The 17,718-nt window shown below is 50.6% G+C and carries 1 protein-coding gene; it reads left to right on the forward strand.

The annotated features are described in order from the left end of the window. Positions 1–39 precede the first annotated feature (39 nt). Positions 40–17,631 carry an SDR family NAD(P)-dependent oxidoreductase gene (locus ABTV53_RS14940; RefSeq protein ID WP_433743589.1) on the forward strand — a complete coding sequence of 5,864 codons (17,592 nt, stop codon included), beginning with the start codon at positions 40–42 and terminating at the stop codon, positions 17,629–17,631. The last annotated feature ends 87 nt before the right edge of the window (positions 17,632–17,718 follow it).

The following is a 17,718-nucleotide window of genomic DNA, read 5'->3' on the forward strand; positions in this document are numbered from 1 at the left end:
CAAGTGCACATTGACCGATATGCAAAGGGAGTGTAGTAGATGATCATTACAGAACATATGGATTCGGTTCAGGAGCAGATGAGCAGCATCGAACGGCTTCTTATTCGGTTATTATGGGGGCAGCTGCACAATGCGGGATGTATGGATGAACATTTTGTGTTTGAAAAAACAGTCCGCCCATTCTATCAGAAATGGCTGAATGAAAGTCGCCTGATGCTTGCCGAATATGCCCAGGAGTTGCCTGGTCCGGTTGAAAGCCTCCAATTAGAAGAGATTGCGACCTGGACGCGGTTATCCTGGGAGGCATGGGAGAGCAGACTTCCGGGCTGGATCTCACATCCCGATGTGCGCGCTTATGCGAGATTGGCCGATTCGATGATTCGTGCTCTTCCGGACATTCTCAAAGGACATAGGGCCGCTACCGAAGTGATGTTTCCCGACTCGTCGATGCATATGGTTGAAGGTATTTATAAACATCATGCCATTGCGGATTATTTCAACGGAATTCTTGCGGAACAGGCGCTGAGCGTAATCAATGAATTGACGTCCGAGATCACAGGACACAGGAAAGTGAATATTCTGGAAATCGGCGCCGGTACGGGAGGCACAAGCGAAGTCGTATTTGAAAAGTTAAAACCCGTCGCACACAAGATACAGGAATATTGTTATTCCGATATATCCCGTGCCTTTCTCATGCATGCTGAGCAGCAGTATAGCCCCTCAGTACCCTATTTGACATACAGAATTGCCGATTTGAAAATTCCTTTTGCCGAGCAAGGCATTGAACCGGGTAGGTACGATCTCATTATTGCGAGCAACGTACTGCATACCACCACGAATATTCGAGACACACTTCGCATGATCAAGGCATCACTCAAAAAGGATGGACACTTGCTGTTAAACGAGATTACGCGCAAAACCGTAATAAATCACCTGACCTTTGGACTGCTGGAGGGTTGGTGGCAGTACACGGATGAAAATGTCCGCATCCCGGGGTGTCCAGCCTTGTCGGCCGCAAACTGGAAAAAGATGCTTCAGCGGGAAGGCTATCATTCCGTTCATTACCCGTCAGCACAAGCAGACCGCTATGGACAGCACATCATTGCCGCCAAAAGTGACGGTATCGTCATTCGGGCTAACGGTTCTGCACCTGTTATTAAGAACGTTTTTCAGCCCAGTCGTCCTGCCGATATCGTACAACAGAACGGATCGTTCAATGAACAGGAGCAGCCCGCTCCGGATCATGGGATCATCACCAGGGAGATGACTGAACAATATGTGAAAAAAGCGATCCGTGAAAGCATCGCGGAGGATCTCAAGATGGAGCAGTCCAGAATCCAGAACAATCGCAGTTTCTCGGACTATGGCGTCGATTCCATTATTGCCGTCCATCTGGTCAACGTGCTTAATCAGAAGTGCAAACTGACCTTGCAAACGACCGTGCTGTTCGACTATAACAATGTGGATCGTCTGGCAGAACACATTTTGCAGCAATACGGGAAAACGATTGAATCGCTGCTCTTGCAGAGTCAGGCTCGGGAGCCAGAACCGGCAGCTGCAATGGCATCAGATAAAACGATAACCATTTTTCCAAGCACATCGCTGCCTTCCGAATCTGCCAATTATGCATCGACTCCCTTTGTGGACAGCAGCAACGTGGAAGCACCCAATACCCGAATGAATGACAAGACCTCGGGTTCTTATTTTTATCACACACATATTGGCAGTCCGTCGGAGATCACTGATCTTCAGCTTCATCAGACCCTTGTGCAGGAGCTGCAGCCTGACGAAGTACGCATTTCGGTCAGAGCGTTTTCCCTGAACTTTGGGGATTTGCTCTGTATTCGCGGACTGTATCCAACCATGCCGCCGTATCCTTTTACACCAGGCTTTGAGGCAGCCGGTATTGTAGTCGAAACAGGTTCCTCCGTTACAACGGTAAACACCGGCGATGAGGTAGTCTTCTATGCAAATGCCTCTCTCGGAGCGCATGCCACCGCCATTACGTGTAAAGCGGAGCAAGTGTTTGCCAAACCTGATCGGCTTACTCATGAGGAAGCTTGCTCGCTGCCCGTCGTAGCCATGACCGTCATTGCCGCCTTCCGCAAAGCCAATATTCAACCCGGCGAACGGGTTCTGATTCAAACGGCAACCGGAGGTGTCGGACTTGCAGCCATTCAGCTTGCCCGCCATCTTGGTGCAGAAATTTTCGCCACGGCCAGCATGCAGCACAAGCTGGATTATTTGCAGGAAATGGGCGTCAGCTATGTAATCAACTATGCCACTACGGACTTTGAACAGGAAGTACAACGGCTCACGAACGGAGAAGGGGTCCACGTCATTCTAAATACCCTGCCAGGCGAGGCGCTGCAAAAAGGACTAAACTGCCTTGCGCGGAATGGAAGATACATCGAAATCGCGATGACAGCTCTCAAAAGCGCCCATGCCGTCAACCTGTCTGGACTCAATCACAACCAGAGCTTCTACAGTCTGGATCTGCGCAAGCTGGGCATGGAACAGCCCGAAGTGCTCGCGGAATACAGGAAAGAGATGATGCAGTGGGTAGAAGAAGGGGTCATCCGTCCCCTGATCGGTCAGACATTCCCGATGGACAAATTACAGGAAGCCTACCGCTGCATGGATCAACGAAAAAACATCGGTAAAATTGTCATTACCGTGCCGGAATATATGCGCTATCAGCCTGCGGCTGCTGCTCTTGGTGTCTCCACCCGAGTCCAGATTGAAAATGACGGATTGGGAAACAAAAGCGAAGAGCTGACAACGGTTGAGCCGGTGGCGATCATTGGCATGAGCGGCCGATTTGCGGGTTCACGCGACGTAGCGGAATTGTGGGCGCATCTCGAAAAGGGAGATGACCTGATAAAGCGCGAGCAGCGCTGGAATCTTGCCAAGCATTATGGGGCGGATGTTCCCTTTTGCGACCAGGGCAGCTTTTTGGACAACATTCATGCGTTTGATCCACTCTTTTTTAACATTTCCGGGCAAGAGGCGGCCTACATGGACCCTCAGCAACGGATTTTTCTGGAGGAAGCCTGGAAAACGTTCGAGGACGCCGGTTATGCAGGCGACTCGATGCAGGGCCGTAAATGCGGCGTATACGTTGGCTGTACGGAAATGGATTATGGACAGCTGATGGGTGAACAGCCTCCGGCTCAGTCGTTCTGGGGGAAAGCCGGGTCCATCATTCCGGCCAGAATCGCCTATTATCTCGATTTGAAAGGTCCTGCCATTGCGGTAGATACCGCCTGCTCCAGCTCGTTGGTGGCAATTCATCTGGCATGTCAGTCGCTGTGGGCGAGGGAAACGGAAATGGCGCTTGCGGGCGGCGTGTTTATTCAATCGACCCCCCAATTCTATATGGATGCCAACCGTGCGGGCATGCTTTCAACCACCGGGCGATGTCATACGTTTGATGAACGGGCAGACGGTTTTGTGCCAGGAGAAGGAGCTGGAGCGGTTCTGCTGAAACGGCTCAGTGATGCTGTACGTGATGGAGATCACATACATGGCGTAATTCGCGGAACAGGCATCAATCAGGATGGTACGACCAACGGAATTACTGCACCAAGTGCCAAATCACAGACCGCTCTGGAGAAACAGGTCTATGATCGCTTCGGTATCGATCCGACCAGCATTCAGCTGGTAGAGGCGCATGGAACCGGAACCCGGCTCGGGGACCCGATCGAGTTCCAGGCTCTTACTAACGCATTTTCGTCGTATACGGATCAGAAGCAGTACTGTGCACTGGGCTCCATCAAAACCAACATCGGGCATCTGGCGACCGCTGCGGGGATTGCCGGATTGATCAAGGTTTTGCTTGCCTTGCGTCACAAGCGCATTCCAGCTTCACTGCATATGGAAAAGGCCAATCCCAACATTGCGTTCGGTGACAGCCCTTTTTATGTTAATACGGAGACCAAGCCATGGGACACCGAAAAAGGCCAGAGGAGAAGGGCCGCGATCAGTTCATTTGGATTCAGCGGAACCAATGCCCATATGGTCATTGAAGAGGCACCCCCGCGTCCTGCTGCCCATTCCGACATGCGGCCCGGATATCTGATTGCACTGTCAGCACGTACTGCGGATCAACTACGTCAACAAGCTGAGCAGCTTGTGTCCTATGCAAAAGAAAACTCCGCGGCGGGAAGTCTGCACATGAGTTATACCTTACTTACAGGCAGATCTCATTTGGCCCATCGGTTGATCTGCATTGCCCGCAACGGAGAACAGCTCGCTGATCAGTTGACTGAGTGGCTTGCAAAAGGGGAGAGCAATTCAGTAACCAGCGGGTTCGTTAATCGAAACGAACAACGCGGCAACGCCTCGTTGAAGCGATACGCCGCCGAATGTATAAGGCAGTGCAGGGAAACGGAGGATTCCTCTGTTTATCTGGAGCATTTGTCAGCCCTCTGCGAAATGTATGTCCAGGGCTATGATCTTTCGTTCGACAAGCTGTTTCCAATCTCTGCAAGGCGTATCCCGCTCCCGACTTACCCCTTTGCAGGGGACGACTACTGGGTACCGGGACGTGAAGACACTCAGCGGGTTAAACAGCCGTTGAGTGCCAATCATGCTTTTGGAACAGTGCTGCATCCACTGGTTCACAGGAACACATCCAGCGTAAAGCATTTGCAATATTCTTCCGCTTTCAGCGGTCAGGAATTCTTTTTCAAGGATCACTTGGTGAAGGGGATGAAGGTGCTTCCGGGTGTAGCTCATTTGGAGTGGGTGTGCTTTGCAGCAGATGCGGCATGGGGTGATTTCTCGGATTCGAGGATGATTCGCTTGAGAAACGTAATCTGGTCTGCCCCGTTGATTCTGGATGAAACATCAGCGTCATTTGCCATCCGTTTTCGTCCTGTTGAGCAGACAGAGGAAGAGGAAACGATGCACTTTGAAATTGTTCAGGAGCAGGGAAAGGAAAGCGATCAACATAAACAGGTATACAGTCAAGGCCAAGTTATGCTCGCCAAGTTTCCGGTACAAGTGAAGCGGGATATTCAAACCGAACTTGCGGCTTGCACTCCTAGCCCGGTTCATGGCGAAGCATTCTACGCTGCCTCCGCTCAAACGGGCATTGTTCTTGGGCCGGGCTTACGCGGGATACAGTCCGTATATGTTGGACAGGATCGTGTCATAGCACACTTGTCACTCCCGCAATCCCTGACCTCTTCGGGTGAAGAATATACTCTTCACCCCAGCTTGATGGACTCGGCACTTCAGGTCACCATCGGATATCTGCTCGGCATTGTGACGGACCAGGCTGCCTCCGGCAGGCCTGCACTGCCGTTTGCGCTGGAGCAGTTGGATATTCTGGGCCCCTGCACCGCAGAGATGTGGGCGGTTGCCACGTACAGTTCAGGAAACAGCCAGGACAGCAAAATTCACAAGCTGGATGTAGATCTGTGTGACATGCACGGAGTGGTACGTATACGCATGACCGGATTTACGCCGCGTGTTCTGGAGAAAGATTTCGATACACAGAAGGAAGAAAACGTGAGGCCGATTCTAATGACGCCGGAATGGAAGCCGCTTGAGATCTCTTCCGAGCATTCAGCCGCTGAGTACAACAGTCATCTGATCTTGATTTCGGATCATTTTACAGGGCAGCTATCTTCATTGCGTGAATCGTTCCCTCACGCCCGCTGCGTGCGACTGGCAACGGACATATTTGCATCCACAGAGCGATTTGAGCAAGACAATGCATTGCTGCACCCGCTTGCAAGCTTTTTTACTGAATCAGCTGCACACCTGCTCGAAGAAATTAAGCAAATGGTGAACAAGGAAACCGGAAGTACACTTATTCAGCTCGTTATTCCTTTCGAGGAAGAGGCGCAGGGCGGTCTGCTGAGCGGTCTTGCCGGGATGTTATTGACGGCTTCAAGAGAGCATCGACAGTTAACATGCCAGCTCATTCAGCTGCACTCCTCCATACAAACAGGTGAACTGATTGATAAAGTGGCTTCAGAGAGCCGTCATTCAGAAAACGTAATTGCCCGCTATCCGGCTTCCGGAATCAGACAGACAAGGGTCTGGCAGGAGCTGTCTGCTCACTCCGCTGGCAATTCATTATCTTGGAAAGACGGCGGGGTATATCTGATAACCGGAGGCATCGGCGGACTTGGATTAGCATTGACACATACACTTGTCAGTCAGGTCAGGAATGCCACGATTCTGTTAAACGGCCGCTCGAATCCAAACCCAGAGCAGCAGGCCCATCTTCAACAGCTTCAATTGAACGGAAATCACGTACTTTACAGGAAAGCGGACATCACTTCCCGTGAAGCAGTTCAGAGACTGGTACAGGAAATTCAGTCTGATTACGGTGAGCTGAACGGCATTATTCATGCGGCAGGTGTCGTGAAAGATCGTGCCTTACGGCACAAAGATTCAGAAGAACTGCGATCCGTCTTGGCTCCCAAAGTGGACGGCACGATATGGATCGATGAATCGACCGCCCACATGGCGCTCGATTTTTTTGTTCTGTTCTCTTCATTGGCTGCTGTGACAGGCAATTGGGGTCAAGCGGATTACGCCTGTGCGAATGCTTTTATGGATGCCTACGCCACATACCGAGATAGGCTGGTTCGGAACGGACAGCGTAACGGCACAACGCTCGCAATCAACTGGCCGCTCTGGAGAGAAGGACGCATGCAACCAGGGGCAGCAGCAGAACAGAAAATTCGACGCCAATGGGGAATGCACCCTATGGATACCCGTATCGGAATCAAACTGCTGCATATGGCCATGAACAGCGATTCATCCCAAGTGCTGGCTTTTTACGGTGAACCCGACGTATTTCTGTCAGGTGTAATGTCTGATTCCGCAGATTTGGTGGATCAGCCGTCGATATGGAACGTGTCAACAGCTCCTTCACAATCCATGACGTCTGTTGCCGTCCCAAGCGACATCCCTGAGTCGCAAAAACGAACATGGCCAACAGAGGGTGAGCGAAAACGGCTGCTCGTTTCCAGAGTCCAAGACGCTTTAACGGATCATATGTCTAACTTGTTGCAGGTCAACCGGACCGACATCTTTCCAGATGTGGAATTTGGCGAATATGGGTTCGATTCCATTTCGTTTACCGATTTCGCCGGTATTCTCAATGAGCACTTTAAGCTTAAACTCACACCTACTGTTTTCTTTGAACACTCGACCTTAAGGTCTTTAACAGGACATCTTATCGGAGCCTATCCGAAACAGTGGGATACACTTTTGCCTGAGAAGCACATGGACACCGAGGGACTGCATGTTACTGACTCACCACAGGAGAAGCAAACGGAAGATTCCTCTGAGCAGAAAGGACAAAAGGGAGGTTCAATATCATCTTCCGAACTCCATAGACAACCCAGCCTGCCTGAATCCGATCATCAACATCATAAGGCACCAGAACCAGAACCCATCGCCATTATTGGCATGAGCGGTCGTTTTCCGATGGCGAAGGACATTGATGCACTATGGAATAACCTGCTTCAGGGACGGGATTGCATCTCAGAGATTCCACCGGATCGGTGGGACTGGAGAGCCTATTACGGAGACCCTGATCAGGCTCACAACAAAACCAACATCAAATGGGGCGGATTTATGGAGGGTGTCGCCGAATTTGATCCTGGTTTCTTTGGCATTTCCCCACGTGAAGCGGAACTGATGGACCCGCAGCAGCGGCTTTTGATGATGTATGCCTGGAAAGCTATTGAAGATGCGGGCTATGCACCACCAAGCTTGTCCGGTTCAAAAATGGGTATCTTTGTTGGCACTGCGAGCAGCGGGTATCATCGGCTGTTGGCACAGGCGGATACCGTTATCGAAGGATATACTTCCACAGGCCATGTGGCTTCCGTAGGTCCTAACCGGATGAGCTTTTTCCTGAATGTACACGGTCCAAGTGAACCCGTGGAGACGGCATGCTCCAGTTCGCTGGTGGCCCTTCACAGGGCTGTTCAGGCGATAAGAAATGGAGACTGTGACACTGCTATAGTGGGTGGAGTTAATACTATTTTGGACCCGGACTATCATATCAGTTTTAATAAAGCGGGTATGCTGAGTCCAGATGGACGTTGTAAAACGTTCTCCGATGAGGTTAACGGATATGTACGCGGAGAAGGCGTTGGCATGATATTTTTGAAAGGGTTACGGGCCGCTGAGCAAGCAGGTGATCACATATATGGCCTGATTCGTGCTACGGATGAAAATCATGGTGGACGGGCCGCATCACTCACTGCACCGAATCCACGAGCACAGGCCGACCTGATTAAATCCGTATATTCAAAGGCTGGTGTGCACCCATCTACCATAGGATACATCGAGGCTCACGGAACAGGCACGCCACTTGGTGATCCTATTGAGATTAATGGCTTGAAGATCGCGTTCCAGGAAACTCTTGCAACTGCGGAACCCAATCTGACAACCTCAGTTTCCTGCGGACTGGGCTCCATCAAAACCAACATTGGACATCTGGAGCTTGCTGCGGGCATTGCCGGGGTCATTAAGGTACTGCTGCAAATGAAATACAAAACGCTTGTGAAAACAGTTCATTATGAGAGACCTAACCCTTACATTCAATTGGAAGGAAGTCCTTTTTACATCGTCGATGAAAATAAAGCATGGGCAGCGCTCCATGACTCTGCCGGAAGAACGCTGCCAAGACGTGCAGGAGTCAGTTCCTTCGGCTTCGGAGGCGTAAATGCACATGTGCTGCTTGAAGAGTATATTCCGGCTGAATCGGCAGCCGATTCGGATAGGACCCTTCATCCAGCTCACGGGGACTCCATGAACAAAGCTGCTTCGGCATGCATCGTACTGTCAGCCAAAACCGAAGAGAGACTTCAGGAACAGGCTCGGCAATTGCTGGTGGCGCTGCAATCGGGACGATATGAGGATCGTCATCTGCCTCAGATCGCATACACCCTCCAGACGGGGCGTGCGGCGATGGAAGCGCGACTAGCTTTGGTGGCAAATTCCATTGCTGAAATAGAAGACCGGCTGGGCGCTTATATTTATGATCCCGAGAAGGCTGATAACATCTATCGAGGCAAAATTAAGTCCCACAGAGCCTCCATCGCTGCACTGGCAGAGGATGCAGATATGCAGGAAACGGTAAAAAGCTGGGTCCGCAAACGCAAGTATGGACAGCTGCTGGATCTTTGGGTGAAGGGGCTTGAGATTCCGTGGTCTGAAGGTTACACGGGAAGGACGCCCCAGCGAATCAGCCTGCCCGCTTATCCGTTTGCCACAGAACGTTATTGGGTGCCTGAACAGAAGGAGCAAAAGTCGGGACAACCTGTACCGACATCTTATCTTCACCCGCTTCTCCAGCGAAATACATCGGATCTGCAAGGGATTCGTTTCAGTTCAGAATGGAGCGGACAGGAATTTTTTCTGAACGATCATGTCATTCACAATCGTAAAATCATGCCAGGGGCCGCCTACCTTGAAATGGGCAGGGCAGCGCTGGAACAGGTTATTCCGACAGATACATCCCGGCAGGACCGGGTTGTTGTTCTTCGCGACATCTACTGGACTGTGCCGCTCGGGATGGAACTACGTTCAGTTCCACCGGGCATGCTCCAGGTGCAATTAGGATTGACTCCGCTGGACACTGGTGAAATCCGTTACGAAATAACCAGCGGGGAAAACAATCCGAGATCCGTAAGATCCGAACCAACCAAACGGAATGTACATCATATAGGAACGATTTCGACGTCCACTCGTGAAGCCTTATCCTATCCAACGATCGATCTGGAATCCTTGCTGTTGCAATGCGGGAAACAAACGATGACGGCTGCTGAATGTTACCGTTTCTTTGAGCAGTCCGGCCTGTATTATGGACCGGGTCATCAAGGGATTCAGCGTCTTCATATTGGAGAGGGACAAGTCATGGCACAGTTAAAACTACCGCAGTCTCTTGAATCTACGGCTGAGGAGTACGGTCTGCATCCGGCTCTGGTGGATTCAGCTATACAGGCATGCATCGGATTGCCGCAATTCAAGGAAGGGGGGGTTACCCCGTTTTCCTTGGATCAGGCTGTAATCTATCGAGACTGTCCGGATTCCGTCTGGGCATGGGTGCGTCTTTTGCCGAAACAGGATTCTTCCGGAACGGCTAGCAAAGTGCAGATCGATCTGTGTGACGACCAGGGAAGAATAGTCCTGCAACTTAGAGGACTGACGATTTTGCACAGACCGTACCCTGGGGAACCATCCGGCGTTATTCAGAAAGAGTCCAATACATTTGCAGAGCCAATACCGGATGAAACAATAGCTTACGCCACCTCGGAGAAGCAGACACTGACACAGATTCCGCTCTCGGGAGCGATGACTTATGCGCCAAGTTGGAGAGAAGTATCGACCAGTGCGGATGTAACCCAACCTATGTCCATGTCTTTCGGCGGTTCGGGGATTATCTTAGGCGGGACGTCGAGGCAGCAGGACGTTATTCAGCAATGGTATCCCGACCTGAAACCTGTTGCGGTTGAAGGGGATTCACCAGAAACAAAACTGGAACTCGAGTTAAAGCGCCATGGCGTAATCAGCCGTCTGATCTGGATTGTGCCGCCCTCAAGCATCGTTCAGGAGCCGGAGCATGCTGTGGACGTGATCAATGAGCAGAACCAGGGATTGTTTCAGATATTTCTCTTCATTAAAGTCTTGATAAATCTGGGCTATGACGCACGCAGACTCGATCTGACCATCATAACGGAAAAGGCCTGCAGCGTATTGGCTGGAGAAACGATCTATCCTGCGCACGCCGGAATTAGAGGACTGGCAGGTTCCCTCGCCAAAGAAATGCCGGATTGGAGGGTCTGCCATCTGGATGTGGATGATGTCCATGACATCGGAGCGCATCCCGAACGCCATTTTCCAGGGATATGGGATGGGAATACGCGCGCCTGGCGGAATGGAAAAGGATATGAAAGTATACTTGTGAACGTCTGCTCTACGGGTGACACGCATGAAGCATTCACAAAAAATGGCGTCTACGTCGTTATTGGCGGTGCGGGCGGCATTGGGGAAGTATGGAGTGAATATATGATTCGGCGCTATCAGGCGCGGCTTATCTGGATTGGCCGAAGAGCGGTCGATGCACGGATCGGAGAGCTATGCAGACGCCTTGGCGAATTGGGAACCGAACCGCTGTATATTTCTGCGGATGCAGCTGACAAGTACAGCTTGCAAGAGGCATACCGCCAGATCAAATCATTGGCGCCAACCATTCACGGGGTTGTGCATGCTGCGGTAGGCCTGATGGATCAAAGTCTGTCTCAGATGACTCCGGATTATTTCCGCAGTGTATTGTCTTCCAAGCTGGATGCCAGTGTGAATATGATGAACATTTTTGGACAAGAGCCTCTGGATTTTATGCTGTTTTTCTCCTCCATGAGCTCATTCACCACACCAGCTGGACAAGCCGGATATGCCGCCGGATGTGCCTTTATCGACGGCATGAGTGCTGCAGCACAAACCTGGAAATTCCCTGTAAAAGTGATGAATTGGGGGTACTGGGCTGAGACCGGCATCGCCAGTCAGGTGCCTGCCGCTTTCAAGCAAAGACTAAATCAGTCGGGAATTGGCTCCATACATCCTGAGGATGCCTTACGAGCGCTGGAACTGCTGATGGCAGGGGGCAAGCATCAGCTGGCGTTCATTCAGACGGACAAGCCAGGGGCAGTGGAAGGCACAGCGTCTGATCGTATGTTTATGGTAGCGCCTGAAGCCAAGCAAATAGGGCGCCACCAGCTCATGAATCGATTTTCTGGACAACAGCTCAACATAAAGCCGATTCTAGCAAAATGGGCCGCCTTTAACGACGAATTCGAGTCCTTGTTGGCTGGGCTGCTGTCGATTCAGTTGCAGCAGATGATCACAGCTGATTCGGCAAACCGTCCTATTGTCCTCTATGATCGCTGGATGAAGGAAAGCAGAAAGCGTATAGAGCAGTATACCTTGTCGCAACAGTCTCTTGCTACTGATTCGATGTGGTCGGTATGGGAGCAGCGTATGAAGCAATGGCTGCTGGACCCGGATTTTGCGCCTCAGGTTAAGTTAGTCGACCAGATGATACGCAGCCTGCCGGAGATTGTCAGAGGAGAGCTGGCTGCCACCAATATCATGTTCCCCGACGGAGCGATGGATATGGTGCAGAACATTTACAAGCATAATTCAGCGGCAGACTATTTCAACGAAACACTGGCCGATACCGCCGCAGCGTACCTCGCCGAGCGACTTGAATCCAATCCACAAGCCAGCTTGCGTATTCTTGAAATCGGTGCCGGGACAGGAGGAACGACCGAAAAGGTGCTTGAGCGGATCAAACCCTTTGCCGCCTCTATTGCGGAGTATGCATACACCGACATCTCAAAAGCATTCCTGCTCCATGGAGAAAAAACCTATGGGGAGAATCACCCTTATCTAAACTGCACCCTGCTGGATATCGAAAAACCTCCTGCCGAACAATCCTATGATCCAGGGAGTTATGATCTGGTCATCGCAGCCAATGTTCTTCATGCTACTCGGAACATCAGACGCACCCTGGGTCACGTACATGATCTGTTAAAACTAAACGGCCTGCTTCTGCTGAATGAATTGACGCACAGCTCGCTGTTTAGCCACCTGACATTTGGTTTGCTGGAAGGCTGGTGGCTGTATGAAGATGATGATATCCGTATCGGGGGCTCCCCTGTTGTTGGCAAGCAGCAATGGCAGAAGACGCTGCAAGAGACTGGGTTTGGACAGGCAATGCTGCCAGCCGAACCAGGTGAGAGTCTTGGGCAGCAGATCATCACCGCCTTCAGCGACGGATATATATCCATGGCTATACCTCCTGCGGAGGCCAGGTCGAACCATGAGCCAATTCCTTTTGAAGACATATCGGTCATGAACGTGAACAATATGCAAACAGAAGAACTGTCACAGTCAAAGTCAGAACTGGATTCCGATCAGATGTGGCAGGCCAGCCTGACATTTTTTAAACGTCTGGTCGGAGAGGTTATTCGAATGTCACCTGAACACATTGATGAGTCCGAACTAATGGAGGCTTACGGCATCGATTCCATCCTGATTGTTCAACTGACAAATCAGTTGCGCAAACATTTTGACGGCGTGAACTCCACGTTGTTTTTTGAGCACAAAACACTTGCATCATTAATTCATTATTTTATGAAGCAGCACAGACAGGAGCTGTTGGCGGCGGCTCTACCAAATCTGCCTGATAAAGAGCCTGAACAAACACGCGAATCCCATATCAAGCCAACCTTTTCGGCAGTGGAAGGGACGATGCATGAGCCTGTTTTCGTTCCCGCAAAGACTGTACCTATGACAGCAGCTAAAAACTTGGCTGCCAATGAACCGATTGCCATTATTGGCATCAGCGGTAAATATCCGCAGGCAGATAATCTGGAGCAATTCTGGGACAACCTGATTGCAGGCAAAGACTGCATCACGGAAATTCCGGAAGAACGCTGGTCACTTGAAGGATTCTATGAACCGGATCGCAAGGAAGCCGCGCGCAAAAGCAAAAGCTACAGTAAATGGGGCGGCTTCATTGAAGGATACGCCGATTTTGATCCGCTGTTCTTCCAGCTCTCTCCCCGAGAGGTCATGAACATGGACCCGCAGGAAAGGCTCTTTTTGCAAACTGTATGGGAAGCGCTTGAAGACTCGGGCTATACAAGGGAACAGATGGATCGACAGTACAATGGTAAAGTGGGGGTGTTCGCGGGCATTACCAAAAGTGGCTTCAACCTCTACGGCCCACCTCTATGGAATGAAGGTAGTGAATGGTTCCCGCAGACCTCGTTCAGTTCGGTCGCAAACCGGGTTTCCTATTTGCTGAACCTCCATGGTCCCAGTATGCCGGTGGATACGATGTGCTCCTCTTCACTCACGGCTATCCATGAAGCATGTGAGAGCATTCGCCGCGGCGAATGTGAGGCAGCGATTGCAGGCGGGGTGAACCTGTACCTGCATCCTTCAAGCTATGTTGCCTTATGTGCCCAGCAGATGCTGGCAGCTGACGGTAAATGCAAGAGCTTCGCTCAGGAGGCGGATGGTTTTGTACCCGGGGAAGGCGTCGGGGTGGTAATCCTGAAACAACTGTCCAAAGCGGTTGAAGATGGCGATCAGATCCATGCGGTCATCCGTGGAACCCACATTAACCATGGCGGCAAGACGAATGGGTATATGGTTCCCAATCCTGCAGCCCAGGGAGACCTGATTCGGGAGACGATCAACAAAGCAGGCATTGACGCCCGCTGGATCAGCTATATCGAGGCTCATGGTACCGGGACAAGCCTGGGAGATCCGATTGAAATGGCTGGACTTGCCCGAGCGTTTCGCCAGGATACGCAGGATAAGGGATACTGTTCCATTGGGTCATTGAAAAGCAATGTTGGACATATGGAATCGGCTGCCGGAATTGGCGGACTTACCAAGATTATTCTTCAGTTGAAACATGGTCAGATCGCACCCAGCCTGCATGCCGAAGAGTTGAACAGGGAAATTGACTTCAAAAATACGCCGTTTATCGTACAGCAGCAGGCCAGTGATTGGTCAAGACCGATGGTAGAGGTAGACGGACAAATGCGGGAAATACCGCGCATCGCCGGTGTATCCTCATTTGGCGCTGGGGGCGCAAATGCTCATGTAATCGTTGAAGAATACATTCCTGCTTCTGCTCAACCTTCTTTTCCTGTGATAGAAAGCTCTTCTGGCAGGACAGAACGTAAGTCGGAACAACCGGTAATGATCGTTTTGTCTGCCCGAAATGAAGAAAGGCTGGTTGCTGTGGCGGAGAAACTTCTACTATATATTAGCCGCCAAACATTGGATGATCAGGTGTTAGACAAGCTGGCCTATACACTTCAAACCGGCAGAGAGGCAATGGAAGAACGTTTGGCTTTTACAGCAAGCACGATACGTGAACTGATCGATAGACTGGTTACCATTCAAACCGGAAAATTAAAACAAGCCATACCCGGGATCTACAGAGGGCGGGTTAATCGAACCTCGTATACGCCTTTAGACACGGAGCAAGAAGCGAACAAACCTCCTTCTGAGGATGTCAGACTGGCCATGATGCAAGTTAACGTGGATCGATTGCTGGAATTATGGGTGAATGGCGCGAAGCTGGACTGGAGGCAAATGTATGGTGCAATAACGCCAGACAAAATGAGTCTGCCCACCTATCCGTTTGAGCGGGAAAAATATTGGCTGCCTGACGTCAAAGGAACGGTGCTGCCTGTTGCTAATACCACCGAGGCAGATTCCCGCAATACCATTGTGCTTCATCCGATGCTTCACCATAATACATCCCTGTTATCGGAGCAGCGTTTTACCTCACGGTTCAGCGGTGATGAATTTTTCCTGTCAGATCATCAGGTCGGAACCTACCGGGTACTTCCGGGAGTGGCTTATTTGGAAATGGCTCGCGAGGCTGTGAAACGTTCTGTTGAACATGCTGATTCCGTGCCTGAGGTGATTGTTCTGGAGAATATCATCTGGGGCAAACCCGTGGTGATCGACGCTCAGGCTGCCGACGTTCATGTGTGTTTGTACACGGAAGAGCAGGGAGTCATCCACTATGAAGTATACACCCAAGATGCGTCAGCCCAGCTTCTGCACAGTCAGGGTTTGGCTTTGCTGAAATCCGAATCACAAAACTTAAGGCTGAATCTGGCAGAAATACGAAACAGATGCATCAAACCGTGGACAGCGGATGAATGCTATCAGGCATTTGAACAGATGGGTCTGCACTATGGCGCAGCCATGCGAGGGATCGAAACGCTCTATACGGGAGAAAACACAGTGCTGGCCAAGCTCGCACTGCCTGCTCAGGTAAGGGACTCCGCTCGTAATTTCGTCCTGCATCCGTCCATGGCAGATGCGGCTTTGCAGTCCGCCATTGGATTGCTGCTTGCAAGTTCGATGCCTGATGATCACAGACTGCAAACAAATCCAAGTCCGCTGCTTCCTTTTGCACTGGAGCGGGTCGTTTTCCACCGTCCTTGCACAGCCCACATGTGGGCTTATATTCGTTACAGTAAGGGACATAAGTCATCTTATTCGCTGCAAAAGCTGGACATCGACTTGTGTGATGAGGATGGAAATGTATGTGTGCAATTCGAGGGCTTCACCAGCAAACCATTAAAGGGAGGGATTCACATGGGGAAAACATTATCTCCAACCGAATCACAAACACTGATGTTTGCAAAAGAGTGGAAGGAGCAGGAAGCAGTCGTTGTGCCTGAGGTGGTATACAGTCGTCATATCGTTATGTTATCTGGCCCTTGGACCGAGCAGGAACACATCATGGCTGCCAAGCTTCCGAATGTACAGTATGTATCCCTTAGTCCAGACCCAGCGGAGTGGGTTGACTATTCCGACTTGATGGATGAGCATTACTTGTTTGCTGTTAAGAAAGCATATCGTTATGTGCAGCAGTTGCTCAAAGCTAGACCGGAAGGTGCTGTACTCATTCAACTGCTGGTTGCGAAGCGGGCACAGTACAAATTATTCGGAGGATTATCTGCCTTGCTGAAAACAGCTGAATTGGAAAATCCGAAAATCATCGTTCAAATCATTGAAGCAGATGATCTTCAGAGTACCGAACGAGTGGTGCGGATCCTGACGGAAAGCAGTCAAAGCGCTGGCGACACACATATCCGCTATCAGAACGATAAAAGATATACATCATTGTGGAAAGAGGTCGATACTTCACCTTCATCCTTGGTGCAGCTGCCTTGGAAAGATCGAGGCGTGTATCTGATTACAGGCGGTCTGGGAGCAATTGGATCTATCATAGCGGAGCATATCGCCAAGCAGGCGGAACATCCCGTTCTCATCCTTACGGGGCGTTCAGAACCGGATGATTCAGATCACCAGCGAATAGCGTTGCTGGAACAGATGGGTGCAGAGGTCATCTATCGGCGTTCAGATGTTTCGAAGAGGGAAGCTGTAGATGAACTGATGCTGGAAATCAGACGAAACCACGGCGAATTGCATGGAATTATTCATAATGCAGGCCTAATTCGCGACAGCTATATGATCCGAAAGGAGCTTGATGACATCGAGGAGGTGCTGGCTCCAAAAGTTGCTGGAACGGTTCATTTGGATGAAGCAAGCCAGTATTTCAGGCTGGACTTTTTTGTATTGTTTTCCTCGCTTGCCGGAGTGCATGGCAATGTGGGGCAGGCCGATTATGCCGCAGCGAATGCGTTTATGGACGAATATTCCGAATACCGTAATGATCGTGTTCAGCTGGGAGAACGTCACGGGTTTACTCTCTCCATTAATTGGCCCTTGTGGGAAGAGGGCGGTATGCATATGAATACTCATGCGAGACAGAACATGGAGCGAATATCAGGAGCAGCTCCACTGGAGCGTGAAAATGCGATGCGTTCTCTCCAACAGACACTGCAAGCGAGAAGGTCACCTGTAGTCATCATGCAGGGGCAGGCTGATCAAATGCGAAGCTTCATGGGTATTTCCGGGACAGCACCGATTATGAATACGGACGAAGCATACAGCCATTCCAATGACGAGAAGTACCTCCATCTTGTAGAGAAAATACGCAGCGGGGAATGTACTCTTGATCAGCTAATGCATCTCAAGTAGTTGCACTTGTATTGCTTGCTTTTAAACCGGTTTTTAAGAATTTTGCGAAATGCGGATTAACTTTTTCAGCAATGATATCGATTGACG

This window comes from Paenibacillus amylolyticus, assembly GCF_050990605.1.
GTDB lineage: Bacteria > Bacillota > Bacilli > Paenibacillales > Paenibacillaceae > Paenibacillus > Paenibacillus amylolyticus_H.

Bases quoted from the DNA above. Each gene is read 5' to 3' on its own strand.
- ABTV53_RS14940 (WP_433743589.1), top strand. From the start codon at position 40: ATGATCATTACAGAACATATGGATTCGGTTCAGGAGCAGATGAGCAGC.